This window comes from Burkholderia sp. Bp8963 (assembly GCF_003854275.1).
GTDB lineage: Bacteria > Pseudomonadota > Gammaproteobacteria > Burkholderiales > Burkholderiaceae > Burkholderia.
This window is the reverse complement of record NZ_QTQP01000059.1, coordinates 13,647-40,058: the sequence shown is the minus strand read 5'-3', so window position 1 is coordinate 40,058 and position 26,412 is coordinate 13,647. Positions and strand designations below refer to the sequence as shown.

At 61.7% G+C, this 26,412-nt stretch carries 25 protein-coding genes; 17 read left to right on the top strand and 8 right to left on the bottom strand.

Annotated features, from left to right (window positions below):
- Positions 1–170 (top strand): transposase (locus DID96_RS32115; RefSeq protein WP_148094503.1); only part of this gene is annotated, 170 nt, incomplete at its 5' end.
- A gap of 189 nt (positions 171–359) precedes the next feature.
- Here DID96_RS32115 and DID96_RS32110 read toward each other — a convergent pair.
- From DID96_RS32110 to DID96_RS32095, 4 genes are all read right to left on the bottom strand, one after another.
- On the bottom strand, positions 360–1,664 hold the full coding sequence (locus tag DID96_RS32110; RefSeq protein ID WP_124603234.1) for a type II toxin-antitoxin system HipA family toxin: 1,305 nt from the start codon (positions 1,662–1,664) through the stop codon (positions 360–362).
- Positions 1,661–1,933 (bottom strand): helix-turn-helix transcriptional regulator, encoded by a 273-nt coding sequence (locus DID96_RS32105; protein ID WP_311767778.1) that lies wholly within the window; start codon positions 1,931–1,933, stop codon positions 1,661–1,663. Before DID96_RS32105 ends, DID96_RS32110 begins: the two co-directional genes overlap by 4 nt.
- Before the next feature lie 638 nt (positions 1,934–2,571).
- A complete protein-coding gene (locus tag DID96_RS32100; protein WP_124603232.1) occupies positions 2,572–3,495 on the bottom strand; it encodes a branched-chain amino acid transaminase in 924 nt (307 codons plus the stop codon).
- A gap of 11 nt (positions 3,496–3,506) precedes the next feature.
- Positions 3,507–4,715, bottom strand: a complete 1,209-nt coding sequence (locus tag DID96_RS32095) for a S9 family peptidase (protein ID WP_124603231.1) — start codon at positions 4,713–4,715, stop codon at positions 3,507–3,509.
- Positions 4,716–4,974: 259 nt separating this feature from the next.
- On the opposite strand from DID96_RS32095, the gene DID96_RS32090 reads away from it, so the two are divergent.
- The 8 genes from DID96_RS32090 (at position 4,975) to DID96_RS32055 (ending at position 12,954) form a co-directional block, all read left to right on the top strand.
- Entirely contained in the window at positions 4,975–6,198 is a 1,224-nt protein-coding gene (locus tag DID96_RS32090; protein WP_124603230.1) for an ABC transporter substrate-binding protein, read from the top strand.
- A gap of 21 nt (positions 6,199–6,219) precedes the next feature.
- A complete protein-coding gene (locus DID96_RS32085; RefSeq protein WP_124603229.1) occupies positions 6,220–7,080 on the top strand; it encodes a branched-chain amino acid ABC transporter permease in 861 nt (286 codons plus the stop codon).
- Positions 7,077–8,006 carry a branched-chain amino acid ABC transporter permease gene (locus DID96_RS32080; RefSeq protein ID WP_260464084.1) on the top strand — a complete coding sequence of 310 codons (930 nt, stop codon included), beginning with the start codon at positions 7,077–7,079 and terminating at the stop codon, positions 8,004–8,006. The genes DID96_RS32085 and DID96_RS32080 overlap by 4 nt, the downstream gene beginning before the upstream one ends.
- The gene (locus DID96_RS32075) at positions 8,003–8,809 is read left to right on the top strand and encodes an ABC transporter ATP-binding protein (protein WP_124603228.1); all 807 of its coding nucleotides are present in this window, start codon (positions 8,003–8,005) and stop codon (positions 8,807–8,809) included. Before DID96_RS32080 ends, DID96_RS32075 begins: the two co-directional genes overlap by 4 nt.
- Complete coding sequence (locus DID96_RS32070) at positions 8,799–9,545, top strand: ABC transporter ATP-binding protein (protein ID WP_124603227.1); 747 nt, start codon at positions 8,799–8,801, stop codon at positions 9,543–9,545. Before DID96_RS32075 ends, DID96_RS32070 begins: the two co-directional genes overlap by 11 nt.
- A gap of 87 nt (positions 9,546–9,632) precedes the next feature.
- A complete protein-coding gene (locus DID96_RS32065) occupies positions 9,633–10,838 on the top strand; it encodes a porin (protein ID WP_124603239.1) in 1,206 nt (401 codons plus the stop codon).
- A gap of 74 nt (positions 10,839–10,912) precedes the next feature.
- The gene (locus tag DID96_RS32060) at positions 10,913–11,698 is read left to right on the top strand and encodes an inositol monophosphatase family protein (protein WP_124603226.1); all 786 of its coding nucleotides are present in this window, start codon (positions 10,913–10,915) and stop codon (positions 11,696–11,698) included.
- A gap of 125 nt (positions 11,699–11,823) precedes the next feature.
- Entirely contained in the window at positions 11,824–12,954 is a 1,131-nt protein-coding gene (locus tag DID96_RS32055; protein WP_124603225.1) for a YncE family protein, read from the top strand.
- A 57-nt stretch (positions 12,955–13,011) separates the two neighbouring features.
- Here DID96_RS32055 and DID96_RS32050 read toward each other — a convergent pair whose 3' ends face one another.
- Positions 13,012–13,485 carry an Lrp/AsnC family transcriptional regulator gene (locus DID96_RS32050; RefSeq protein ID WP_057928669.1) on the bottom strand — a complete coding sequence of 158 codons (474 nt, stop codon included), beginning with the start codon at positions 13,483–13,485 and terminating at the stop codon, positions 13,012–13,014.
- 143 nt (positions 13,486–13,628) lie between these two features.
- On the opposite strand from DID96_RS32050, the gene DID96_RS32045 reads away from it, so the two are divergent.
- Together DID96_RS32045 and DID96_RS32040 are read left to right on the top strand one after the other, a co-directional pair.
- On the top strand, positions 13,629–17,168 hold the full coding sequence (locus DID96_RS32045) for an indolepyruvate ferredoxin oxidoreductase family protein (RefSeq protein ID WP_260464083.1): 3,540 nt from the start codon (positions 13,629–13,631) through the stop codon (positions 17,166–17,168).
- Positions 17,169–17,495: 327 nt separating this feature from the next.
- Complete coding sequence (locus tag DID96_RS32040) at positions 17,496–18,269, top strand: GntR family transcriptional regulator (RefSeq protein WP_124603224.1); 774 nt, start codon at positions 17,496–17,498, stop codon at positions 18,267–18,269.
- A gap of 78 nt (positions 18,270–18,347) precedes the next feature.
- Here DID96_RS32040 and DID96_RS32035 read toward each other — a convergent pair whose 3' ends face one another.
- Genes DID96_RS32035 through DID96_RS32025 form a run of 3 tightly spaced genes read right to left on the bottom strand, consistent with a single transcriptional unit; the run spans position 18,348 to position 22,768 of the window.
- On the bottom strand, positions 18,348–18,872 hold the full coding sequence (locus DID96_RS32035; protein WP_124603223.1) for a gamma carbonic anhydrase family protein: 525 nt from the start codon (positions 18,870–18,872) through the stop codon (positions 18,348–18,350).
- 2 nt (positions 18,873–18,874) lie between these two features.
- On the bottom strand, positions 18,875–20,680 hold the full coding sequence (locus DID96_RS32030; RefSeq protein ID WP_124603222.1) for a hydantoinase B/oxoprolinase family protein: 1,806 nt from the start codon (positions 20,678–20,680) through the stop codon (positions 18,875–18,877).
- Between the two features lie 15 nt (positions 20,681–20,695).
- On the bottom strand, positions 20,696–22,768 hold the full coding sequence (locus DID96_RS32025; RefSeq protein WP_124603221.1) for a hydantoinase/oxoprolinase family protein: 2,073 nt from the start codon (positions 22,766–22,768) through the stop codon (positions 20,696–20,698).
- Positions 22,769–23,061: 293 nt separating this feature from the next.
- On the opposite strand from DID96_RS32025, the gene DID96_RS32020 reads away from it, so the two are divergent.
- The 6 genes from DID96_RS32020 to DID96_RS39445 all read left to right on the top strand — a co-directional run bounded on the left by DID96_RS32020 (position 23,062) and on the right by DID96_RS39445 (position 26,404).
- The gene (locus DID96_RS32020) at positions 23,062–23,829 is read left to right on the top strand and encodes an SDR family NAD(P)-dependent oxidoreductase (protein ID WP_124603220.1); all 768 of its coding nucleotides are present in this window, start codon (positions 23,062–23,064) and stop codon (positions 23,827–23,829) included.
- A 111-nt stretch (positions 23,830–23,940) separates the two neighbouring features.
- Positions 23,941–24,708, top strand: coding sequence for an SDR family oxidoreductase (locus DID96_RS32015; RefSeq protein WP_260464082.1), 768 nt, complete (start codon positions 23,941–23,943; stop codon positions 24,706–24,708).
- 1 nt (position 24,709) lies between these two features.
- The gene (locus tag DID96_RS32010) at positions 24,710–25,603 is read left to right on the top strand and encodes a 3-keto-5-aminohexanoate cleavage protein (protein WP_124603219.1); all 894 of its coding nucleotides are present in this window, start codon (positions 24,710–24,712) and stop codon (positions 25,601–25,603) included.
- Between the two features lie 104 nt (positions 25,604–25,707).
- Positions 25,708–25,923: an acyl-CoA dehydrogenase family protein gene (locus DID96_RS39650; protein ID WP_124603218.1), complete on the top strand. Its 216-nt coding sequence runs from the start codon at positions 25,708–25,710 to the stop codon at positions 25,921–25,923.
- Positions 25,821–26,291 carry a cache domain-containing protein gene (locus tag DID96_RS32000; RefSeq protein WP_260464081.1) on the top strand — a complete coding sequence of 157 codons (471 nt, stop codon included), beginning with the start codon at positions 25,821–25,823 and terminating at the stop codon, positions 26,289–26,291. Before DID96_RS39650 ends, DID96_RS32000 begins: the two co-directional genes overlap by 103 nt.
- A complete protein-coding gene (locus tag DID96_RS39445) occupies positions 26,267–26,404 on the top strand; it encodes a hypothetical protein (protein WP_185732438.1) in 138 nt (45 codons plus the stop codon). Before DID96_RS32000 ends, DID96_RS39445 begins: the two co-directional genes overlap by 25 nt.
- Positions 26,405–26,412: the final 8 nt, after the last annotated feature.

Sequence of the window (26,412 nt, the reverse complement as noted above, 5' to 3'; positions counted from 1 at the left end):
CCTGGTCCCAGACACGTCAGACCAACGGGTTCCTGGAAGCCATCAACGGCCTGTTTCAGGCCGCCAAACGACGTGCTCGCGGCTACACGAACTTCGAAACTATGCGCACCGTGCTGTTCCTGATCGCAGGCAAGCTCGACTTCACTTCGATCAACCCGCATACCGCATAACCCATTCAGATTTCAAAAGAGCCAGAAAAAAACGGTGATGGATGTCATTCGAATGTGACTGCCAGTAGGGGTAATCAAATTCGTCGGCAGGACTGCGATGGCTCAAAGGCCCAGATGCTCGTGGACTCGTGGAGTCCAGCCATGCCATGAGGCATGGCGCGAGTAGTGTAGCGCTCAAGCTGGCCGCTGCTATGCCAGCAGGTCAGCCGCGACGCGCATCTGCTCGTTTTCGAACGCCGGCGCAAAGGCCTCGAGGTCGTCGTTGGTCATGCCGACGGGCGCAGATTTCGCAATCGCTTTCCAGTTCTGAACCACCGCGCATACTTCAGCGAGCACGCGCGTTGCATCGTCCTCTGACAGCCAGAAGTACGAGGCCATGTTCAGCACGTCCGCAATGGAATCGACTGGCCCGGAATTTTCGGTGAGCCACAACTTCAGCTCCGGGTCTTTGTCTGGAAAGGGGTTGATGTCGAAGGCCGGCGCGAGCCGCCATTGGCCATGCTCAACATGCAGGAATCCGTGATTCTGCACGTGGTCGTCCACGTTCGTGATGAGCAGGTTGAACGCCAATCGGCGCCACAGTTCCTCAAGGTCATGCGCCGGGTTGACGCAACGTGCCGTGATGACGTCGGCAATCTGCGTGTAGGCATGGTCGTCCGCACGCGATGCCTGCAGCATGGAGCCGGCGGATAGATATGGAATGCGTCCGCCGCCGGCGGCCCGGTCGAACCGACGCACGAGCGCGACGGGGATGTCCTCTGACATGACGATGCGCGACTCGGCGGCAGTGATGCCGGCCGCCGCAGCCAGGTGAAGGGCCAGCACTTCGCCACGCGTGACGCAGCGGTCATCCTTGATGCTCGGGAATTTTCCGATGGCCAGGTGTCCGTCTTCGTCGAGTATCGTGCACTTGGGTCGCATGCCGCCTAGCGAGGTACCGCGCCCGCGCAGGTACTTCAGGTCAGCCTCCGTTTCCTTGTTCATCTCCACCGCGCGCGTGGCGCCTATGAGCTGCGCCAGTTCGAGCAGCGGCGGCGTGCCGCGGCCGCCATCCTCGATGGTGCGCAGGACGTTGCCCGCCTCGTCGACCAGGCGCAACGCGCCGATACGGCTCAGGTCGTCCACCCCCAGCAGATAGTCCATTTCGGTCAGCGCTGCTCCGGGGGCGGGGTTGCCCGTGGCGTGGGCCGCCTTGCGCCGTTTCGCATGGTCGCGTGCAATGACGCGACAACCCCAGCCGTCCGGCTCAGTGTCCGCAAACGCGAAGTGGAAGATCGAATCGTCCCTGGATGGCGCTTTGCGAAACTGGTGTCCCTCGACGAGCGCGAGGTCGGGCGACAACTCGAAGCGGTCCGCCGCGGCGAGCCACGCGGCGTCGTAGGCAAACGCCGTGAATTCGCGTCCGCCATCCTTGCTGTAGGTCAGCGTGCCGACCGGCCGCGCCGCGTCGCCCAGGGCGACCTTGACGGTCTGTCTTACCGCTGGCTTGCTCATAAGGCTCCCGAGTCTGGTTTGATACGCTTCCTGCGTACGCGCTGGGGCAGCTGCTCGTTCATGAGGGACAGACCGATATCGTCGGACGCCGTGTCGAGCAATCGGGTGATTTTGTCCAGCTCGCCGAGGACGAAGAATGCCTGCGCGATGGTCCCAATCGAGATGCCAGTATCGCCGCGCTCCATTCGACGCACCGTGGCCTCGGAAATCCGCAGGCGCTCGGCCATCGATGCTTGCGTCAGATGGCGCCGCCGGCGCGCCAGCGCCAAGTCTGTCCCCAGCTTTTTGAGGGCTCGCGTGACCGGAGTTGGCAACGACTCTCCCGGGCGTTTACCGCTCAAATTTGAGCGATCATTGGACTTTAAGTCACTCATTTGATCGGCAAAAGTGTAATGTGAGGGGAAATACGATTGTCGCGCCAGACACGACACCCGTCAAGACGGAGTGAGCCTAACCGATCATATTTGATCTGCTATTGGAGTTTGCTGATCAAATTTGTACGTTAAATCTCATTTGATCAAAAAAGCCGCTGAATCAGCCACTGCGGGTTCGCACAGGCCGGCGCGACGGACAGGATCGACTGATTGAGGGCCGCATGCGTTGATCATGCGGGGGCGCGACTCGGCAACGCGAAGTGCAAGCCGATCGAGGCGTCCCGCGGCCAATACGTGCCAATTCGAGCAGATTGAGGTTGTCATGACTGGCGCACCAGACTGACGCCCCATGACAGAAGAATTCGAGGTGCACAGACCGCACGACGATGCGGTGGAACATCATGCGGCGTATGGTGGCGCGGGGCGCGCATCGCGATGATGACCGCCGTGCTCGCGTGCATTGAAGCGGGCACGTCAAAAAATAACATCCGCCCGACGGTGGGCTGGACCGTCGGGCGTCGTATGAAGCGGAGCTAGACTCGGGTAAGCCAGTGGGCGTACCGTAAATCCCTCCCGGTAACGATGTCGAAATAGGCTGCCTGAAGTGTTGCCGTTATCGCTCCGCGGCCGCCAGTACCGATGGTCCGATTGTCCAACTCGCGAATCGGCGTGACCTCCGCAGCCGTTCCGGTGAAGAAGGCTTCATCAGCCGTGTATACCTCGTCGCGCGTGATGCGTTTCTCGATAACGGGTATCCCGAGGTCTCGTGCCAACGTAATGATTGTGTTGCGGGTAATGCCGTCGAGACACGAGGCAAGGTCAGGCGTGTAGAGCGTCCCGCCATTGACGATGAAAAAGTTCTCGCCAGAGCCTTCCGATACATACCCGTCCACGTCAAGCAAGAGCGCCTCATCGTAGCCGTCTGTCAGCGCTTCCCGATTTGCCAGGATCGAGTTGACGTACCATCCAGAGGCCTTCGCGCGAACCATCGAAACATTCACGTGATGGCGCGTGAACGACGAAGTCTTGACGCGGATGCCTTTTTCGAGGCCGTCCGCGCCGAGATACGCACCCCACGGCCACGCGGCGATAGCGACGTGGATGGTGTTGGCCTTCGCCGCGATACCGAGCTTTTCCGAGCCGATCCAGATGAGCGGGCGTAGATAGCACGATTGGAGGTCGTTCACGCGGACCACCTCCCGCTGCGCGGCCTCAAGCGTCTCGGCATCGAAGGGCACGCTCATCTGGAAGATCTTCGCGGAATTCAGCAGGCGCCGCGTATGTTCCCCAAGCCGGAATATCGCCGCGCCGTTTGGACCGTCGTATGCACGAACGCCCTCGAACACCCCCATGCCGTAATGCAGCGTGTGGGTCAGCACATGAATTTTGGCGTCTCGCCACTCGACCAGCTTGCCGTCGAGCCAGATTTTTCCGTCGCGGTCGTCGATTGCTGCCATGGGTATGCGATTCATGGATTCCACCACGTCGGTTGGCCCGTCCCGTCGACATATTCACCACCTTTCGTGATGAACGTTCGCACTTCATGGCCACACTGGAATCGGCCAGCAAGGGCTGCGCCGAGCCAGTCGAGCGACGCGTTGATCCACTCGTCTGATTGCGGTCCGATCGGGTGAAATTCGTGCTGGTAAATCCACAGCTCCTTGGGTCCTTGTAGCCGGTTGTAGACGTCGATGGTCGAGTCAATTGTCGTCAGTTCGTCGTTCTCGCCGGTGACGATCAGATAAGGCACCGTGACCTTCGGCGCCAGGTCGTCCAGCAACATCTGCTTGGACAAATCCTGAATTGCCGAAGGGTCGGTGATGCCGGTCATGTACATCAGGCCCGCCATGAAGCTCGGTTGCGCCTGGTTCAACAGGACAAACTTGTCTCCGAGGTTCGACATGTTCGCCGCGATCGCCGCGATGCGCGGCTCGACCGCGGCCGCGCGCGTCGCCCACCACGAACCCATGCTCGACCCCATGATGACGATGCGTGATGGGTCGATGGCAGGGTGGCTGGACAGCCAGTCGATGACCGTGCTGATGGCGCGGTCGTAATTGTCGAGCGTCATCTTCAAACCCTTGGTCAGGCTTTCACCCTGGCCGGGGCCATCCAGCGAGAAGCCAGCCCAGCCGCGCGGCAGGATGCGCTGCTCGATCACCTTGTGCCAGTCTTCCTTGAACATGTCCATGCCCGGCAGCATGATCACGCAAGGCACGCTCGCGGCGCCGGCGGGTGTCTCGAGAATACCGTGAAGATGCTTGCCTTCGAATGGCAGCGTGACCCGCTCGATGGGGTGCTCAGCCAGCTCGATGACCTTCTCGAAAGACTGCACCACCTTGGTCAGGTAGCGCGTGCGTCGCGGATCATCGGCAAGCACGGAGTAATGCGTGCGCGCGTAAAGCAGGGTCGCGCGTTCATACATCCGCTTCGCTGTCGACACGAAGCCGCGCTGCTCCCAGTGCCTGGCGCGCTGCTCGATCTCCCTGGCCGCGGCGCTCCAGCATGCCGGCAGCATCGAACCGGCCTTGACTGGGGCGAAGACACGCTTGATGTCCGTCGAGTCGTAGCCGATCTGCTCGAAAAGCGCACCCGCGTCAGGGTGAAGCACGTCCAATCCGCCTACCGAAAGAAACGCATCCAACACCCAGCGTTGGCCCTTGCGCATCGTATCCATGATTCCCTTTCTCCGTTTTTGGAACAACGCTAATCAGCATACATTCGTGATCTGAGATCACACAAGTAAAAAACTACGGGTGCCGATGGTGATCGGATCCGCAAAATAATGCCGAAATGCCGCGCCATATAGGGTTTGAGGAACCTTAGGTGTAAACGCCAGTTGCGATCCGTGATCACAAAAATGACAGTGCATGAAACTTTCAACAACGACCCGTCGAAGGGTCCTCCGGAGGTCTTCAATGCTGTCTCGAAAGCTTATGGCGCTGTGCGTCGCAGGGCTGGCGGCAACGCTTGGCTCGGCCGCGCAGGCCGCGGATCCCGCCCCAATCAAGGTTGGGCTCATGACCGTCAAGACCGGCGTGGCGGCAGGCATCGGCGCGCAGATGCAGGACGGTTTCGAGTATTTGCTCAAGGAACGCGGCGGCAAACTGGCTGGGCGTGCCGTGGAGCTTGTCGTGGTCGACACGGCTGCGTCTCCGGTCACGGCGAAGGCAAAGTTCCTCCAGCTGACCGAGCGCGACCACGTGGACGTGGTGGTTGGGCCACTGGCGACATTCGAAGCCGTCGCGATCCGCGACGACGTCGCTCGCGCCGGTGTGCCGCTCATCCTGAGTTCGGCCGCTGCGGAGGACCTGACCCAGCGCAAGGCCGACCCGTGGATGGTGCGCAGCTCCAGTTCATCGGCCCAGGCGACACAACCATTCGGCGTTTATGTCGCGAAGACACTCAAATACAAACGGGTTGCCGTGGTGGCTGAGGATCTTTCGTTTTCGCAAGAGACGGTCGCCGGTTTCCAGCGCAGCTACGAGGAAGCGGGTGGCAAGGTGGTCCAGAAGCTGTGGCCGCCGTTCAATTCGAGCGATTTCGCAACGGTCATTGCGCAGATCAGGCCGGACGTCGATGCGGTATTCATCAACTTCTCGGGCGCAAACGCCACGCGATTCCTCAAGCAATACGCCGACTTCGGACTCAAGCAGAAGATTCCGCTGATTGCGGGGATGAATACGGTCGACGAGTCGTTACTCGACAAGATGGGCGACGAAGCGGTCGGCATCATTTCCGCCGGCTGGTACAGCGCGGCGATCGAGACAGGCGACAACACGCGCTATGTGAACGGCTTCCGCAAGACCTACGGAAGCACCCCGGGCTTTTACGCGACGGGCGGATACAGCGCGGGGCTGATTCTCGAGCAGGCGCTCAAATCCATGGGCGGACAGCCCGTCAGCGGCAAGGCGCTCGCCACCGCACTCCATGCGGTGAGGCTCGACGCGTCACCGCGCGGCCCGCTGAAGCTGGACAGTTACGGCAACCCGATCGTCACCGTCTATATCCGGCAGGTCAAGCGCGTCGACGGAAAGCTCGTGAACACGGTGCTTCAGCGCTATCCGGACGTGAGCCAGTTCTGGACCTACGACCCGAAAGCGTTTCTGGCGAACCCGGTTTACTCGCGAGATTTTCCGCCGTCGCGGAACGTCGAGTAACGATCGATCAAGGAACTCATCATGTCACTCATCGCAACGCAGGCGTTGAATGGACTGACTTTCGCCGCGCTACTGTTTCTGATGGCGTCCGGCTTCACGCTCATCTTCGGGTTGATGCGCATTCCCAACATGGCCCATGGCGGCTTCTTCATGTTGGGTGCCTACATCGCGGTGACGCTGCTGTCGTATCGGCTGCCTTTCGCCGCGGCAGCGATCATCACCGGATTGGCCGTGGGGGCAATCGGAGCGCTTGTCGAGCGAGCGGTGCTCACGAAGATCGCGGGCAACGAGCTGGCCCAAGTGCTTGCCACGCTAGGTATCGCGTTCGTCATTTCGGACAGTTGCCGGGCGCTCTGGGGCGGCATGCCTCTCGAGGTGGCCGTGCCGCCATGGCTGTCTGGCACGGTCCACCTGGGAGGCTGGTCGTTTCCGCTGTACCGGTTTGCGGTGATGGTGCTCGCCGTCGTCATTTCGATCGGACTTGACCTGTCGCTGAGCCGCACGGTGCTCGGCGCCCGGATTCGCGCGGCAGTCGAAGACACGATGATGGCGCGGGCATCGGGCGTCCGTGTCAATCGGCTGTTCGCGACGACGTTTTTCGTCGGGGCGGCGCTGGTTGGATTCGCGGGTGTAGTGGGGGCGCCCATCATGTCTGTCTATCCGGGACTCGACATGGAAGTGCTGCCGCTGGTGCTGATCGTCGTCGTACTCGGCGGAACCGGAAGCATTGGCGGCGCATTACTGGGAAGCGTTGCGACGGGTCTTGTGTACAGCTTTGGCCAGGCCTGGTTGCCCGAACTCTCCTATGTCCTTCTGTTCGTGCCGATGATCCTCGTTCTCGCGGTGCGCCCGCAAGGACTGTTCGGGAGGGCAATATCGTGAAAGCAAAGACGTTCACCTCACTGGCGAGTGCGTTGTTGCTGCTCGTGCCAATCGCCATCCGCTCGCCGTTTTATCTCGACTTGCTCGTGCAGATGATGATCGCAGGCCTGATCGCCAGCAGTCTGAACCTGCTGCTGGGCGTTGGCGGTCTGCTGTCATTCGCGCAGACCGCGCTCGCCGGGACCGTCAGTTACGTCGCCGCGCTGGCGTGTGTCATGGGCGGTGTTTCGCCGTGGGCGGCTGCGCTCGGCGCTGTGGTTGCGGGGACGCTGCTGTCCGTCGCGATCGGTGCGCTGGCCCTGCGCGCGAGCGGCCTGAACATCGGCATGATCACGCTCGCGCTGGCGCAGGTCATGTGGGGACTTGCACTGCATTGGAGCGCCGTCACCGGGGGAGAAAACGGTATCGGCAGCATCCCGCGACCGTTGTTGCCGATCGGGTCCGCGGCTGAGCCGCTCATGTGGTACGAGTGCGTAACCGTGCTGTTCCTGGTGCTGGTCGCCGCGCTGCATCGCTTCATGCATTCATCGCTTGGCGTCAGTCTCGCTGCCGTGCGCTCGCAGCCCAAGCGCATGTCCGCGCTTGGGTTCAACGTCTGGGCGATCCGGATGTCCGCTTTCGCGATCGCAGGTCTCGTTGCGTCGCTCGCCGGGGTCCTGTACGTCTTTCATCAGCAGTTCGTCAGTCCTCACGCGCTCGCCCTCGGCGAGACCGCGGAAACCTTGCTCATGGTAATCGTCGGCGGTCCAGCCACGCTTCTCGGGCCCCTTGCGGGCGCGGTGATCGTGGTGTTGTTTCGCGTCGTCGTCAGCAGCTACTTCGACCACTGGCCGGTGCTGCTCGGCGTGCTGTTCGTGGCGGTCGTCGTGTTTCTCCCGGACGGCGTGGTGCCGGGCATATCTCGTGTCATGAGGAGGCTGCGATGAGCGAGGCCGTTCTTTCGTCAGTGCTGTCGACGCGCACGTCTGGCGGCGTTTCCGGCAAGCAGGCGCGACAGCCCGTGGTCAGCGCAAGCGGGCTGGGCATCCAGTTCGGTGGCTTGAAGGTCGTCGACGGCGTGGACCTGTCCATCGCCGGCGGCGAGCGTCGTTTGCTGCTAGGGCCGAATGGCGCAGGCAAGACGACACTGCTCAACCTGATTGCCGGCGACCTGCGAGCTACCACAGGCACCCTCAAGCTCTTTGGCGAGGACGTGACGGCCAAGCCGACGGCGAGCCGGGCACGCCTCGGCCTGGCGCGTACCTATCAAATCATCACGCTGTTCCGTGACGCGACGGTGCTCCGCAACGTACAGCTCGCACTGATCGCCGGGACGCGTCGACGGTGGAATCCGTGGCGATCGTTCGACGACGCGTCGCTCGCGAGCCGGGCCCATGACCTGCTCGCACAGGTCGAGCTAGACACCAAGGCACACGCCGTCGTCGCCCATTGCGCTTATGGCGAGATGCGACGACTCGAGATCGCGCTTGCACTGGCTCAGTCACCGCGCATCGTGCTGCTCGATGAACCGCTCGCCGGCTTGTCGGGCCCTGAGCGCAAACGAGTGGGCGAACTGCTGCAAGCGCTGCCGCGTGACCTCACGATCGTGATGATTGAACACGATATGGATGTCGCGCTGGCGTATGCCGGCACGGTGACCGTTCTGCAGGGCGGGCGGGTTGTCGTAGACGGTGAAAAGCAGGCAGTGCTGGACGATCCACGGACGCGGGAGATCTACCTTGGCCACTAACGACACGCCCGCGCTCGAGCTGTCGGGCGTCATTGCCGGTTATGACCGTAGCGAAATCCTTCGGGACGTGTCGCTCGCGGTGCGACGCGGCAGCGTGCTCGCGCTGTTGGGACGCAACGGCGCAGGCAAGACGACATGCATCAATGCCATCGCCGGAATGATCCGGTTGTCCAGGGGCGATGTCCGGGTATTGGGGGAATCGGTTGCAGCATTGCCAATTGAAGAAGTCATTCGCAGGGGCGTCGCCATAGTGCCGCAAGGAAGACGGATTTTCTCGCTTCTGACAGTCAGGGAGAACCTCGCGATCGTTCAGCCGGCAGTGACGCCGTGCGCTGGCAGGCAATGGCGAATCGACGACGTGATTGCGCTCTTCCCGCGGTTGGGCGAGCGCCTCGGGCAGCGCGCAGGGACGATGTCCGGCGGTGAACAGCAGATGCTGGCGATAGGACGGGCACTGATGGCATGCCCTCGCGTGCTGCTGCTGGACGAACCCTCGGAGGGCCTGTCTCCGCAGATGATCGGCGAGGTGGCGAACATCATCGGAAAGCTTCGGGACGACGGACTGTCGATCTTGCTCGTCGAGCAGAACAGCCGTCTCGCGCTCTCCGTCGCAGATGATGCCGCGCTTCTCTCGAGCGGCAAGATCGTATTCGCCGATACCGCGGCCGAGCTGACCAGTCACGCGCACTTGATGGACGCCCATCTCGGTGTGCATCTGTCTACGAGCACGGATTAAAAGAAACAAATGAAGTGAATAAAACGATTCAGGCGGCGTTTGCGAGTTGCCGTCGAACCCGATTAACCACGTTTGGAGAATGAGGACATGGCAGCAAGAACTGTAGATGGCCAGATCGGGCGGCATGCTCGGATGATTGCTCGAGGCGCAGCGATTTCGGCGGGATTCGTAGGCCTGACATGCGTGCCAGTTGGCGTCGCTCACGCGCAATCGAGCGTCACGCTCTACGGCGTCATGGACGTCGGCCTGCAATACAGGACGGCAGCTGGCGCCAGTAACGGTAAAGCGGCCAGCGCCGTCCTGCTGGCGTCCGGCAACGAGTTGACGAGTCGCTGGGGCCTGCTTGGATTCGAGGACATCGGAGGTGGCTACAAAGTCACCTTCAAGCTCGAGAGCGGTTTTAGTCCGACGACCGGCGGCGGGAACTTCGCGGTGCCGTTCCCGAACGATACGAACGCGTTGTTCGACCGCGGGGCTGTTATTGGCGTGGTAGCGCCCTGGGGCAAGGTCTTGATGGGCCGCAACTGGTCGCCGTTCTTCGACGGCATTTCCGCAGGGGACGCGACGGGCTTCATGAACTTCGGCTCGCTCGCCAACGCAGTGTTCCAGAACTCGTCGAACGTGAATCCGAAGCTCGGCCTGGCCGGTATCGCATCGGGGGCGAACAGCCCGGCGAACGGTGGCCTGCTATACACGTGGGTCAACAACTCCGTGAAGTACATGTTGCCTGACAACACGTATGGTCTGAGCGGCGGCGCGCTTTATTCGTTCGGCGGCACCGCCGGTAGCGTCGCGAACAAGCAGACCTGGTCCGCGAACCTGAACTGGACCAACGGCACACTCGGCTTGACATCCGCATACTTCGATGCGAGAGATCCGACTGGCGCGACGGACAACCCGTGGCTGCGCGCGCTCTCAGTTGGTGTGTCTTACGTGATCGGCCCCGTCAAGACGGGTTTCGATTTCGCCAAGTTCCGCAATCCGACGACCGGCGCCAACCAGAACTACTACTATCTTGGCGCGGCCTGGCAGGCATCTCCGTATCTGCGCGCGACGGCCGACTGGATGTATCTGCAAGATCTGCAGAACAGCGCATCTGGCGCGCAACTGTTCAAGGTCGGCGCGCAATATTCGTTATCAAAGCGCACGACCCTGTACACGGACATTGCTTACTCGATGAACAAGGCTCAGGGCATGCTCGGCGCTGGCAGCGACACGATCGTACTGTCGAGCCCGGCAACGATCGGACGTAATCAGATCGCGATCGCCGCGGGCATACGTACGTTGTTTTAAGCCGTCGCGCTTCGAAGGCGCCCAGCCCGGGCGCTTGTTCTTTTCTCCCTTCACAACCGGACCGGGTACAAACGATGGACTTGGATATTGTTCCGCAGACGATCGACGCGCTCGCCGACGAAGCGCGAGCCATTGCCTGCAAGTATTTCAGCGAGCCGCCATCGATGGAGCAGAAGGCGGACAGGACGCCCGTGACACAGGCAGATCGGGATATTGAAGCGGCGCTCGTTGCCGCGATACGGCGCCGCTTTCCCGAACACGACATCATCGGCGAAGAATACGGCGCGCAATCGGCATCCGGCGCGCCGCCATCTGCTGACCGCTTCACCTGGATTATCGATCCGGTGGATGGCACCGGAAGCTTTGCCATCGGCAGCCCGCTATTCGGTACGCTCATCGGGGTGTTGCGCAATGGTGTGCCATGGGTCGGCGCGATCGAGATGCCCATCCTGAGCGCGCGCTGGATCGGCTCTCCTGCAGGAAGCTTTCTGAACGGACTCAGGGTTGCGACCAGCAGCTGTGACAATCTTGCCAAAGGCAAGCTGTGCACCACGTCGCCCGACATCTTTGATCGGCAGGGCCGTCAGGCATTCGAACGTGTTGCCTCGCAAGTCGCGTTACGACGCTACGGAGGAGACTGCCACAACTACGCGCTTCTGGCGACGGGTCGTGTGGATCTGGTTATTGAATCTGGTCTGCAATTCTATGATTACCTCCCATTGGTCCCCGTTATCGAAGCCGCGGGAGGCGTCATCACTGATTGGGAGGGGCGCCCGCTCAGGCGTCACTCGGATGGACGCGTCATCGCGTCTGCAAATCAGCAATTGCACCGTCAGGCACTGGCGCTGCTCGGCGTATAGCCGAACGGGTGCCGAGGAAAAAACTGGACATTCATGACTGACGCACGGGAAATTCGCCAGCGCGTTCGTTAGTTTGTTAGCCAGTATCGTCAGCTGTTATCGCTCTATCAACTGGAGTCTGTTCAATGAAATTCGGAATCCTTACGTGTTTGATATTGTTGATGCCTGCTGTAGGCGTGACGGCCTGTGGCGGTGGAGATGACATACAAACTGCTCCGCATTTGATGACAACGATTCCGGTCCAGACTCCCGTGGCCGGCTTCCTGTTCGATATAAGCTACGTAGACCAGATTCGAGGGCAGTACTATCTGGCTGACGTGAGCAACAACGCCATTGACGTCGTGAACGTTGGCAGCAATCAGCTGACATCGAAAATAAAACCGGGTTTCGCGGGCTTCAGTGGATCTGCTGATACGGCGGGGCCGGAAGGTGTTGTTGGCATCCCAAATACCAATCTTCTGTACGTCGCAGACGTAAATTCCGTCAAGATTCTCGACGTCTCCAATGGGCAGCTTGTGAAGAACATTCCGGTTGCGACTTCCGGATTACGCACGGACTCGGTGTGTCTCGACCCGGACGACAATGTGATCATGGCAACGAATCCCGCGGACTCGCCTCCGTTCGCAACGTTCATATCGACAGTCACTCAGAACGTAGTCGCCACCCTTCAATTCCCCGATTCGGCCGGCCTCGAACAATGCCAGTACGACAAAGTGACGAAGAGCTTCCTGTTGAACAATGACGGTACGCCAGCAAATACTCATGGCGAAATGGATGTCATCTCGGCCCGTTCGGTCGTCGCGGGTGCGCCGAAAGTGTCGGGTGTTTATGCACTGCCAGCTTGCAACCCTAACGGCATGGCGTTAGGGCCGAACAATGACGTCCTGGTGGCTTGCATTCCAGACGACGGCGCACCCCTCGTCAGTCTGATCCTTGACCGTACAACAGGCTCCATTCTTTCCACCATCCCGTTTGGCGGTGCGGACCAGGTCGCCTATGACGCGGTGACGAACCGATACTTTATCCCTGCGTTTCGCGAGCAAAAGAGTGGAGTGGCTGGGCCTGCCGCGTCCGCTGTGCCGACGCTTGGCGTAGTCGATGCTTCATCACGCTCAGTCATCGCGCAACTGCCGATGGGGAAAGGAGCGCATTCCATCGCGATTGATGGTGCGTCGCACCAGGCCTACGTACCATTTGCGGGTAGTAGTACGGGGCCGTTTTCTTCGAATGGCATTGCGGTCTTTTCAACTCAATAGCAATCACCTTTCCCAGTGTCCGACAACGGCGGTCGAAGCAAGGGCCATTTAGGTCCGTCATTCGTCGCGGACGCGAACAGGTAGTGCCGTCTTGTATTCGACACGACGAAGCGCGACGGAAGTATGGATGTCGCGCACGCCGTCAATCTTCGTGAGCTTGGTCATCACGAAGCGCTCAATACCCGCAATGTCGCCAGCGACGACACGAAGCATATAGTCGAACGCGCCGGTCATCAGGTAACACTCCATCACCTCCTCGAAGTTCGCGATCGCGCGCTCAAACGCCGCAAGCCGGACTTCACTCTTCTTTTCAATCGCGACCGAAACGTATGCATTGACCGGAAATCCGGCCTTTTCCTGATCGAGGAGCGTCACATATTGCGTGATGACGCCGGCCTCTTCAAGGAGCCGGACGCGACGGTAATACGGAGAAAGCGACAGGCCAAGCGATTCCGCAAGGTCGGTTGCTTTCGTATGGGCATCGCGTTGCAGCGCGTGCAGGATGCTGACATCGTTGCGATCAAATTTCATTGGCCAACTTTCCCTGCAGAAGTGATATATCCGGCTGATCTTGCTAAAAATGAGCAATTCGATGGTCGAGTTTGGCACAAATCGCCGCTATCAGCTACCTAAAATGGCTCGCATCCCACCTATCACAGCAGCGGAGACAGACAATGAACATGCGAGCAGTCGAGGTCGAGCGCCAACTCGACATGGAGTACCGTCTTGAAGATCGCTACCGGCGGGAGAACGGCGCCGTTTTCCTGACCGGGACCCAGGCGCTCGTGCGAATCCTGCTTGAACAGGCGCGTAGCGATCGTGCGGCGGGCATCAACACTGGCGGGCTGGTATCGGGCTATCGCGGTTCGCCGCTGGGTGGATTCGATCAGGAGTTGTGGCGTCAGAAGAAGTTGCTCGCGGAGCACGCCATCCGCTTCGAACCGGGCCTCAATGAGGACCTGGGCGCGACCATGCTGTGGGGGGCTCAGCAGGTCGACGCGTTCCCCGGCAAGCGTGTCGAAGGCGTTTTCTCGATGTGGTACGGCAAAGGCCCGGGCGTTGACCGCACCGGGGACGTCTTCCGCAACGCCAACATCCTCGGCACGTCGCGGCATGGCGGTGTGCTGGCGGTCGCCGGCGACGACCACGCCGCGCAATCATCGATGTTCCCGCACCAGACGGACCATGTGTTCGAAGGGGCGATGATGCCGATTCTCTTCCCGGCGTCCGTCGAGGAATATGTCGAGTTCGGCTTGACGGGCTACGCCATGTCGCGTTTTTCGGGCCTGTGGGTCGCGTTCAAGGCGATCACCGAGACGGTCGAAAGCGGCCGCTCGATGACGGTGCACGGACATCGAGCGTATTCGGCCTCTCGTTTCAGGTTGCCCTCGGACATTCAAGCCCCGGCAGGCCGGGGCTTCAACTACGATCCGAATCTTCGTTGGCCAGCCGAACGTAGCGAACTCGAGCGACGCGTGCTCGATGAGCGTTTGCCCGCCGCACTCGCATTCTTCCGGGCGAATCCGCTCGATCGCGCATTGGTACGCCCGCAAGGAGCGCGTGTGGGAATTGTCACGGTGGGCAAGGCACATGGCGATGTACTGACCGCTTTGGACACCCTCGGGCTCTCGCCGACGGAGCTGACACGCCTGGGCATCGGTATCTACAAGATCGGCATGATCTGGCCGCTCGAGGCGGAAGGCTTGCGCGCATTTGCACGCGGCATGCAGGCACTGATCGTAGTTGAGGAGAAGCGCTCGTTCGTCGAGCGGCAGATCAAGGACGCACTGTTCAATGTGCGGGCTGACGATCGTCCCGCGGTGTTCGGCAAGGATCTGGGGGAAGCGGGGCCGCTGTTGCCGGCCGCGATGGAATTCGCGCCGGAGCAGATCGTGGCTGCGCTCAAGCGATTTTTCGCGCACACCCAGGTCGAGCTGACACCGGCAGCCCCGGTTGTCGCACCGGTTCAACGCGGCGGCGCGCGCGTCATTCCGCTTGCGATCAGCAAGGATGCGGAACTGCTCACCCGCAAGCCGTTTTTCTGTGCCGGGTGTCCCCACAATTCGTCAACCCGATTGCCGGACGGCTCGTACGCCGCGGCTGGCATCGGGTGCCACATCATGGCATTGGGCGAAGCCGGCGATACCGCGACGTTCTGCCAGATGGGCGGGGAAGGCGTCCAGTGGATCGGGATGTCCTCGTTCATGGACATCCCGCACATGTTCGTCAATCTTGGTGACGGGACATATCAGCATTCGGGGAGCCTTGCCATTCGCCAGTCGATCGCGGCGAAATCGAACGTCACCTACAAGATTCTCTTCAACGATGCGGTTGCGATGACGGGGGGGCAGCCAGCCGAAGGCAGCCTGACTGTCCGGCGCGTCGTAGAGCAGGTGGTTGCCGAAGGGGTGGCGAAGGTGGTCGTGGTGACCGACGAACCGGAAAAGTATGAGGGCCAATCCCGGTTGCCGGCGAATGTCGAAGTGCAGCATCGAGACGCGCTCGACGCGCTCCAGCGAACCCTGCGCGCAGCCAAGGGCGTTTCCGTCATCGTCTATGATCAAACCTGCGCTGCCGAAAAGCGTCGGCGCCGCAAGCGCGGCACGCTGATCGATCCGCCGAAGCGCGTCGTGATCAACCCCGCTGTTTGTGAAGGCTGCGGCGATTGCTCCACGCAATCGAATTGCATTGCGATCGAACCGCTCGAAACGGAGCTTGGCCGCAAGCGCGCGATCAATCAGTCGAGCTGCAACAAGGACACGTCGTGCATCAAGGGATTCTGCCCGAGCTTCGTCACGGTCGAAGGACTGCAGCCAAAACGTCCGGACGACAAGCGCATCGGCGCGATCGAAGCCGAGTGGCGCGAGAGACTTCCCGCGCCCGCGCCTGTGCCGGAGGCCATGCAGCGCCACGCCAGCATTGTCGTCACGGGTATCGGCGGATCGGGCGTCGTCACGATCGGTGCCATTCTCGCCATGGCCGCGCATCTGGAAGGCAAGGGCGCGTCCACACTGGATTTCACCGGCCTTGCGCAGAAGAACGGGGCTGTGATCAGCCACGTACAGATTGCGAGCAGCCGAAGCGGGATCCTCACGTCCCGGATCGGCTCGCATGCCGCCCATGTTCTGCTCGGCTGTGACGCGGTCGTCGCGGCGTCCGCCGGCGCGCTGTCACGCGTGGCTTCTGGCGTGACGCGGGCGGTCGTGAACGAACGCATTACACCGACTTCGGACTTCGTGCGCGACGGCGACCTGCCGGTTAGCCAGGCGATTCATCAGGCCGCGATCGAAAGCGCGACTGGCGGTGCACCGGCATTTTTCTGGGACGGCTCCGGTGCGGCCGAGACGCTTTTTGGCGACGCAATTGCATCGAACATGATGATGGTGGGCTATGCGTACCAACTGGGACTGATTCCGCTCTCGGAAGACGCGATCGGGCGAGCCATTGAATTGAACGGCACCGCTGTCGAGATGAATGCGCGAGCGTTCTTCTGGGGGCGCGTGCTGGCGCATGACGCGCGTGTCATCGAGCAGGTATCCGGCACGCCGACGAGGGAGTCGGGTCCGTTCGAATGGGAACGCTTCGTGGCGGATCGCGTGCGCGACCTCGAGCGTTATCAGAACACCGCCTATGGTCGTCGATACCAGGCGCGTGTCGACAGCGTGCAGCAAGCGGAGCGCCGCGTGACCGGTGCCGCAGGAGCGCTGACGGAAGCTGTCGCCCGCAACTACTTCAAGGTTCTCGCCTACAAGGACGAGTACGAAGTGGCGCGACTTCATACCGATGGCAGCTTCCGTTCCTTTCTGTCCGATGCATTCGATGGCGCTGGCAAGAAGACCTATTACATGGCACCGCCCCTGCTTACTCGACGCGACTCCCAAACGGGACGCAGAAAAAAGATTGCACTGCGCGCCGCGTGGCTCGACCCGCTGCTGCGCATGATCAAGTACGGCAAGGTGTTGCGGGGCACACCACTGGACCCGTTTGGCCGCCAGCTGGACCGGGTCATCGAACGCAAGATGATCGTTGAATTCGAGGAAGACATCAGCCTGGTGCTTCAAAGCCTCGCGCCCCGGACACTTGAGACGGCCATCGAGTTACTGCGGGTGCCGTCATCGATTCGTGGCTTTGGTGTGATCAAGGAGCGAAATTACGAGGATAGCCGCCCAGTGCGTCAGCTGTATCGCGCGATGTTGCAGTCGACTGACCGCTAGCGGCTGGAACAAATGCCCCCGCGCATGGCGCAACGCCGACACTCACTGACAGGCGCACACAATGAAATTCACCAGAACGCCAGTCTGATTGTCGGTGACAGGCGCAAGGGGGCTACGGGCTGAGCGCGCGGCGCGGCGACGGGCAAGTCACATCGCCCCGGATCGGCCGGCTTGAGACACTGCGCGGAGGCGGCCCGACTCTTGCGTCGGGAACTGTCGATCGACTCCATGTGATCACAAAATCAGGTAAGATCAGTCGTCGCGCGACCCATCTGATTGCCTTTTGAGGGCAGTCACGCGTGATTCGAGATCACTACCGGAGCACATATGGACAGTCTGATTACCGACACGGAGAAACCGCTTCCGTCGAATGAAGACGACCATCCCGCAGTATCAAAACTGAGCAATGTCGCGCTGCGCGAGCGCGTCTACGACGAATTGGCCAATGCACTGCGCGCGGGGCGCTTCGCTCCGGCGACGATGGTGACCATCCGTGGCCTTGCAGATATGCTCGGCACCAGCACCATGCCGGTTCGCGAAGCCGTCAGCAGACTGGTGACGGAGCGCGCGCTGGAAATGTTGCCGAACCGCACCCTGCGCGTGCCGATCATCTCGCCAGACAAGCTCGATGAACTGATCGACATACGCGCCAACGTCGAGGGCCATGCGGCCGCGCTTGCCGCGCAACGGATGAGCCCTGCGGAATTCTCGCGGATCAAGGCGGCCAACGAAGCGTACGGTCACGCGCTGGATGCGGGCGACATGGTGGCCGCGGTGGCCGCGAACGAGCAGCTTCATTTCGCCATCTATCGTGCCGCCCGGTCGGAGCTCCTGCTGTCGATCATCGAAACGTTGTGGCTCCAGAGCGGCCCCTACCTGGCAGCGGTCATGAAAGGAATGAACATCGCCGCAGACTCATTGCATGACCGAGGCGTCATGCACCACTTCAACATCCTGGCGGCGCTGGCGAAGCGGGATCCCGATGCCGCCAATTCTGCAGTGCAGGCCGATATCCGCGATGCCGCGGAATGGTACAAGCGCCAACTCTTTGTCGAGGGCGCTCTTGAGCCCGTACCGGCCAAGTCGCGCAAACGCAAGTAGATCTCGCCTTCGGTTTTGCGAATCACCGGCGGGAGGCGGAACAAGCCGGCGCTGAATGGCGCCGGCTGTCATTAGACATCAGCCAGGCAGGACGGCCGGCGCTGGCAAAAATTCCGCCGAGATACGCACATATTCCTCCGCGGCCCATGCCAGTTCCTTGACTTCATCATCCGTCAGCATTCTGACGATCTTGCCAGGCGACCCCATCACGAGCGCTCGCTCGGGAACAACCTTTCCCGGTGGAATGAGCGCGTTCGCCCCGATCAGCGCATGTTTGCCGATGACGGCTCCGTCGAGCACGGTCGCTCCGATCCCGATGAGTGCGCCGTCTTCGACCGTGCAACCATGCAGCTTCGCCGCATGGCCAACGGTGACGCCCCGACCAATATCGACGGGAAAGCCAGGGTCGGCGTGGATGATGACCCCGTCCTGTACGTTGCTTGTCGCGCCGATGCGAATCGCCGCGACGTCGCCGCGCAGAACCGCTCCGAACCAGACCGACGCTTTCTCTTCGAGCCGGACGGAGCCGACGAGGATCGCATTCGGCGCAACGAAGCATGCGGGGCCGACTGTCGGTTCGACGCCCTGATAGGTCAGCATCATTGTCATGCCCCGGCGGAAGCGGCGACCGCTTCGGGCGCGGCGGCGCGCAACGCGGCCGTTGCTCCGGCATCCACCTTCCCGGCGGGCGTGAGCGCCACCCGAAAGATGGCTCGGGCTCGCTCACGTGACAGGTAGCCCTCAGCCACGTCGCGACGAACTTGCTCCGGGTCGCGGGATTCGGGGCGCCCGTAACCGCCGCCACCGCACGAGTACGAAAGGACCGTCTCTCCATCCGCCAGGTGAAGCATGGCGCCACCTGGAAGCTCGACGAGCTCGCCCGAGTTCAGCCGCTTGAACTGCTTGGAGCGCGCACCCGACAGGCCGCCTCGCACGCCTCTAGGGCCATTTATCGTGCCGTCGCTGACGTAGCCGACTTCCATGTCGCAGCCGACCGGGCCGAATTCGACGTACATGCTGCGAGCGCCGTTGTGGCGGCCCGCGCCCTCGCTATCCTGCACGAAGCTGCGGGTCCGGACGAGAAGCGGATGGCGCATTTCATCAAGCTCGACGCTATCCTGAAAGCACAGGCCCGCATTTCCGACGTGCCCGATGGTCTGCCACGCATCCGCATGCGGTCCCGCGGCGCCGCCGGTGAAGCCGAGGAAAAGCTGGTTGATGAAACGGTGGCCTGTCGCCGGGTCGATACCCGAGATGACGCCGATGGCAGGTGGAATCACGGCGCCGCATTCCGCGAGGCCCGCACCCTCGTCCATTTCGGCCATTGCCGTTTGTACCGAATTGGCGACGCGGTCGGCCATGTTGGTGGTCGCCACCGAGCACGACGTCGGGTGCAGCGGGATGCCCACCACGCAATTTTCGCGCAGCAGGATGTCGATGCACCGGAACGCCCCGGCGTTCTTCGGAACGGTGTGCTCGACACTGTTGAACACGCCGACCATTGCCGCCGTGCGTGCGGTCGCTTCGCTCAGATTCAGTCCGCAGGGCAGGCAGTCCGGGTTATCACGCAAGTCGACCTGTATCCGTCCTTTCTCGGCGTCCACGGTCACGGTGGCCTGGATCGTCACGCCTTCTGGTGGCATGCCGGGAAACAGCGGATCGTGCGTGCTGGAGCGGGTCGCCTGACCCGAAGCGAGCTTCCTGATCGCGCCGATCATTCGTTGTTCGGAATAGTCGAGGTAGTCGCGCGCATAGTCGTCCAGCGTGTCCCAGCCGATTTCCCGCGCGAGATTCACCAATTCGCGCTCGCCGATGCGGGCCGCGCCCATCATCGCCAGATAGTCGCCCCACCATTGTTCAGGGACACGAATCCGCATCTTGCACATGCGCACGATGTCGTCGATGTTCCTGTAATTCTCTTGCACCTTCACAGCAGGGAAAATCAGTGCGCCTTCGTGGTAGACGTCGCGTGCGGAACCCATGTACGTGGTCGGCTCCGAATTGCCGCAGTCGGCCTGGTGGGCCTTCGCGACAACCGTGAAGCGATGCACGCCGTCGTCGTCCATCACGGGCACGAGAATCGTGTGGTCCGCGGGGTGGGAGCAGCCGTGGTACGGCGAGTTGTGCAGATATGCATCGCCGCGGCGCAGTTCCGGATGGAACGACTTCATCGACGCTGCCATCATGTCCGGGCCGCACAGCACGTGGATGGGCAGGCTTTCGGCCGCCGCAAGCAACTGGCAATTGGCGGTCACGATGCAGCACGAGAAGTCGCGCGCGATGTTCAACACGCCCGAGCGGCCGCTGCGCAGAAGGGTGTTGGCCATCTTGCGGGCGACGCCCTCGAGGCGATTGGTCAGCAGCGCGAGCTGGACGCCATCGGTAATCGGTCGGTGATTCGCTTGGTTCATGTGTGTTCTCCTCGATTAATCGCGCCCGGGGATGATCGACAGGCTGCCGCTCGGGCGGCGCTCGGCAACCGAGCCCGGATTGATGACCACCGTCGTAAATGACGATTCGACGATGGCGGGTCCTGATACCGGCTCACCAGGCTGCATTGCTTCGAACCGGACCACGGCGCTGTCGAGGAAACCCTTGCCGGCGAAGTAGGCCTTGCGCTGCGGAATCGCGATAGCCTTCGCGCTCGAGTTGGCGAGCGTGGCACCTTCCTGCTTGCGAATCCGGCACGAGACGTTTGCGCTCCAGCCAACGATTTCGATCTGGGAACCGCTGTCGCGAATGGCGAATACTTCTTCGTGAGCCTGGTGGAAACCTTCGATGAGCGCTTCGATGTCTTCCGCTGTCTCGATCGTGAAGCCGCGAAGCGGCACTTCGAGTTCCCACACCTGCTCCGGATAACGTGCCTGGGCGAGCAGGGTGATCGTCTGTTCGAACGAACCCTTGCCGGGGCCCTCGATAAATTCCACGCACTTGGCGTAGAGACCCGCCAGCACGCTGCGCACGCCGTTGTAGTCGAATGCGCTGCTACGGGCAAAGTGCGTTGCGTAGAACTGCGATGTCAATTCGGACATCATCGCGCCCGCGGCGCTCATCGTTGCCCCCACCTGCGGGATGACGAGACGCGGAGAATCGAGGCGCCGGGCAATCAGCACCGAGTTCAAACCCGCGGCCCCGCCGCCGCCGATCAACACGGCCTCACGCGGGTCGATACCCTGGTTGATGGTGATGTCGAAGATCGCCTGCACCATGTTTTCCGTTGCGATCGTGATGATCGCGGCCGCCGCTTCTTCGATCGACAGGCCCAGCGGCGTCGCCACGAATTGCTCGATGGCGTCGCGCGATGCCTGAGCATCCAGCTTCATCGAGCCGCCCAGGAAAAAGTCCGGATCGACGTAGCCCAACGCGAGCGACGCGTCCGTCACGGTCGGTTGTGTCCCTCCGCGGCCATAACACACAGGGCCTGGCACGGCACCCGCGCTTTTCGGTCCGACGTGCAGCATGCCGCCATCGTCGACCCAGGCAATCGAACCGCCCCCTGCGCCGACACTTTTGACGTCGACGGACGGAAAGCCCGTCATGACGCCGCGGTAGGGCGCGCCAATCCAGGTCTCACGTGAGGACGGAATGCGGCCGCGTCGCACGAGGCTCACGTCATAGGTCGTGCCGCCGGTGTCCGCGATGATGGCCGTGTCGGCCTGCTCATCCGCCTGAGCGAAATAGCGGCCCGATACCGGTGCCATCGACGGTCCGGAGTTGATCAGGTGAATGGGCGCCTCGGCGACGTGCGCGGCGTCGATCACACCGCCCTGCGACGTAACGACGACGACTCGTCCCGGAAAGCCGGCCTCGCTAAGGCGGTCGACCAGCGTGTGCATGTAGGCGCGCATCATGGGCTTAAGCGACGCATCAATACAGGCGGACGACGCCCGACGGAACTCGCGGGGAATCGGATTGAGCTGATGCGACAGCGTATACGGCACGCCAGGCAGGTGCTTCGCGAGCAAGTCGCCGACTTTCAGTTCGTGTGCCGGATTGACGACCGACCACAAGAGGCAGACCGCCACGGCTTCGACGCCCGCATCCCGCATTTCGGCACAGATTTTCTCGAGCGCCTTCTCGTCGAGCGCGTGCAACTCGCTGCCATCGGCCCGCATCCGGCCCGGCACTTCCCATGTCAACGCACGCGGCACGAACGGGTCGGGGTAAGGGACGGTGAAATTGAACGGCTCGAGTCGTCCTCCCTCGCGCAACGTCAGGATGTCCCGGTGGCCCGCCGGCACAATCAACGCAGTGCGCGCCGTACTGCCGGTGATGATCGCGTTGATCGCATGGGTCGTGCCGTAGATGAACATCTCGCCACGGCGCAACATCGTCATGCGATCGAGCGCGAGCCCGTCGGCAGCAACCTGCAACGCATCAAGCACGCCGCTGATCGGGTCCGCCGGTGTCGTCGGCGACTTGAACATGTGAAGACCACCGTCGTCATCCTCGACGATAAGGTCGGTAAACGTACCCCCGGTATCGACTGCGAAACGCATGAGCCTCTCCTGATAGACAAATTGCGGATTCGTCGATCGTCTTGTGCGCCGATCGGCCATCCTTGCGCCAAAGCATAATTTCTGTTTTTTGTGATCACAAGTGGAAATTGACGCATTGTGCAGTTTGTCAGGGTTAGCCCTATAAAATCCACGAAAAATGGAGTCAGCTCTATGGGGCAGTTAAATTTATATTGATCTGTGATCACAAAAAGCATAGCCTTTCGGCAAGTGGTCGCCGCGCTCGAATGGGTCCGGCGGTCGGTGTAATGACCTGAACCGGGAGGAGGTAGGTGATGAGTGTTGACGACAAGGTGGTGGTAGTAACGGGGGGATCCGGCGGAATCGGCGAAGCAGTGGCGCATCGCCTCTCGCGCGACGGCTATCGCGTGGCGGTCGTGGCGAGCTCGAATGTGGCGAAGGCGGAGAAAGTTGCAGCCGCGATTCGTGCGGAAGGGGGAAATGCAACTGGCTTTGCCTGCGACGTACGCGATGCCGGGGCGGTACAAAGCCTGGTGGATAGCGTGGTCGACACTTTCGGCGGGATCGACGCACTGGTTAACGCGGCAGGCGTATTCAAGCCGACGCCGGCCGGTAGTGCCGCGCTGCAGGACGTCGATCAGATGATCGACATCAATCTGCGTGGCACGTGGAACACGATCAACGCCGTGGTACCCCGCCTGAAGGCGAATGGTGGCGGCCGGATCGTCAATGTCGCATCGGTTGCGGGGCTCACGGGTTTTGGTACCTACGCGATTTACTGCGCGACCAAAGCCGGCATCGTGATGATGACCCGTGCGCTCGCCTGCGAACTCGGCCGCGAAAACATCAACGTGAACTGCGTCGCCCCCGGCAATACCGCGACCAGCATGAACGACGACATTCGCAACGATCCCGGGATGCAAGGCCTGCGCGATTTCATGGCGGCCCGCACGCCGAGCACGCGGACCTTCTCCGAGCCGACGGACATTGCTGGCGCCATCGCTTTTCTCGCATCAGATTCCGCGCGCGCGATGCACGGTAGCTGCTTGCTGATGGACGAAGGCATCTCCGCCGGTCTCTGAAAATCAATGACGCCAGTGTCGCTGCCATGAGCCATGGCGGCTGCGGAGCGCGATGTGAATAAACGACGGCGCTCGCCTGGGGAAACGTGGCGAGCGCCGTGGATTGGGAGGATGTCCATGCAGGAAACAGTGATCGTCACCGGCGGCGCGGACAGCGTTGGCCGCGTGATCGCGGAGCAGTTCATCGCACGTGGCGACCGGGTGCATATCTGCGACGTGCGCGCCGACGCCGTCAAAGCCACGCTTGCGGAAAATCCCGGCATGACCGGGACCGTGGCAAACGTCGGCGATCCGGTGCAGGTCGCGCACGTCGTCGAAGATGCCCGGCGCGCCTTCGGCGATGCGTCGGTGCTGGTTAACAACGTGGGCGTCGCCGGGCCCCGCGCCGCGCTGGAAGACATTGGTGACGACGCTTGGCGCGAGACGTTCGATATCAACCTTGGGGGCATGTTCCAGTTCATGAAACATGTCGTGCCCGCGATGAAGCGCAACCGTCATGGCGCCATCATCAATTTCTCCACCGGCTCGACCCGTACGCGCCTGCCGATGCGGACCGCTTATGTCGTGTCCAAGGCGGCAGTCGAATCGCTGACGCTGAACGCCGCCCGGGAGCTCGGGCCTTTCAACGTGCGCTGCAACGCGATCCTCCCGGGCATGATCGACAACGCGCGCATGCAGCGCATCGTCGCCCAGATCGCCTCGGAAAGCGGACGCACCGTCGACGAGGTCGAGTCCGATTACCTGAAATTCATCTCCCTGCGCTCCAAGGTGCAGCCCGACGATCTGGCTCAGATGGTCCTGTTCCTCGCTTCCCGTGCGGCGTCGAAGGTCACGGGCGAACTGATCGCCGTCAGCGGCAATGTTGAATGGGAAAACTGATATGTCCAGAAAAGTCATCCTGACCTGTGCGGTCACCGGCAATGCGCCTTTCAACCCGAAGCATCCGGCGATGCCGATTACACCGGCGCAAATCGCCGATGCGTGCGTCGAGGCGGCAAAGGCGGGCGCTTCGGTGGCGCACATTCACGTGCGCGATCCCGAAACGGGCGGCGGCAGCCGCGATCCGAAGCTGTTCAAGGAAGTCGTCGACCGCGTGCGTCAGTCGGGCACGGATATCGTACTGAACCTGACGTGCGGTCTCGGCGCCTTTTTCCTGCCGGACCCGGAGGACGAGGCGCGCGCGCTGCCCGAAAGCGACGTGATCCCGGTTGCCGAGCGCGTGCGTCACCTCGAGGCGTGCTTGCCGGAAATCGCATCGCTCGACATCACGACCGGTAACCAGGTTGAGGGCAAGCTGGAGTTCGTCTACCTGAACACGACCCGCACGTTGCGTGCAATGGCAAGGCGCTTTCAGGAGCTTGGCATCAAGCCCGAACTGGAGGTGTTCAGCGCCGGCGACATCCTGTTCGGCAAATCGCTGATCTCGGATGGTTTGATCGATGGGGTGCCGCTGTTCCAGATGGTGCTGGGCGTCCTTTGGGGGGCGCCGGCCACGACCGAGACGATGCTTTACCAACGCAACCTGATTCCGGACCACGCGCAGTGGGCGGCATTCGGTATCGCGCGCGACGAAATGCCGATGGTTGCCCAGTCCGCATTGCTCGGCGGCAATGTGCGCGTCGGCCTTGAAGACAACCTGTACCTGAGCCGCGGGGTGTTCGCAACCAACGGGCAGCTGGTCGAGCGAGCGCGCACCATCATAGATCATCTCGGCATGTCGGTCGCGACGCCTGCTGAAGCGCGCGAAATCATGCAACTGAGGCCTCCGCGGTAAGACCTCGACTGTTGGTAGGCGTATCACGCGAAGGTGCTGCAGCCTTCGCGTGATACGCCTTGTCGCTGTGGGTCGACTCACTGATATCGACAACCTGACGACCTGTGGCACGGAACGCGATTCGCGCTTTCACTTGGGAGCAGAACCGGCGGCACGCCGAGCGTTGGGACGCACATGCGAAATTCTCCCGTGAGGCGCGCAACGCACCCGGCGCACTTTGCATGATCGTCACGCAGGAATTCGGCAGAGCCGGAGTGAATCATGTACCGCTTGCGGTCCTCATCGAGGAGGCGACGGACTCGCGTTCTTTGACGAGATGACTGCTGCGTCGACGCGGGCTGGCGGCACGTATCTGAACTATCGCTGGCCGCATCTGGGCAAGACGACACCGGCGCCGCTGATCGGCTACGTACAGCGCTACGAGCCTTGGGGCTGGATCATCATCGCGTCGGCCTATGTCGACGACATCGATGCGGCGTTCATGCAGTCCCTCGTCCAATCGTCGCTCTTCACGCTCGCGATTGCGGCAGCATTGATCGTTAGCGTCGCGTGGTCGACGAGGGGGCAGCGCATGCTGGGCGGCGACCCGAGCGCCGCCGCCGAAGTGGCGGCGCGCATCGCGAGCGGTGATTTGATGGCGACCGTCGACGTGCGGCGCGGTCGTTGGCTGAACAGGCCTTCGGCGTGACGCAAACTGGCTGCGACATGATGCGGATAATGAAGCGGACGATGGGCGAAATGTCGGTCGCGTCGGCACAGGCATCCGCGATCATCGCGGTCATCGAATCGATTGCTTTTTAGACCAGTAT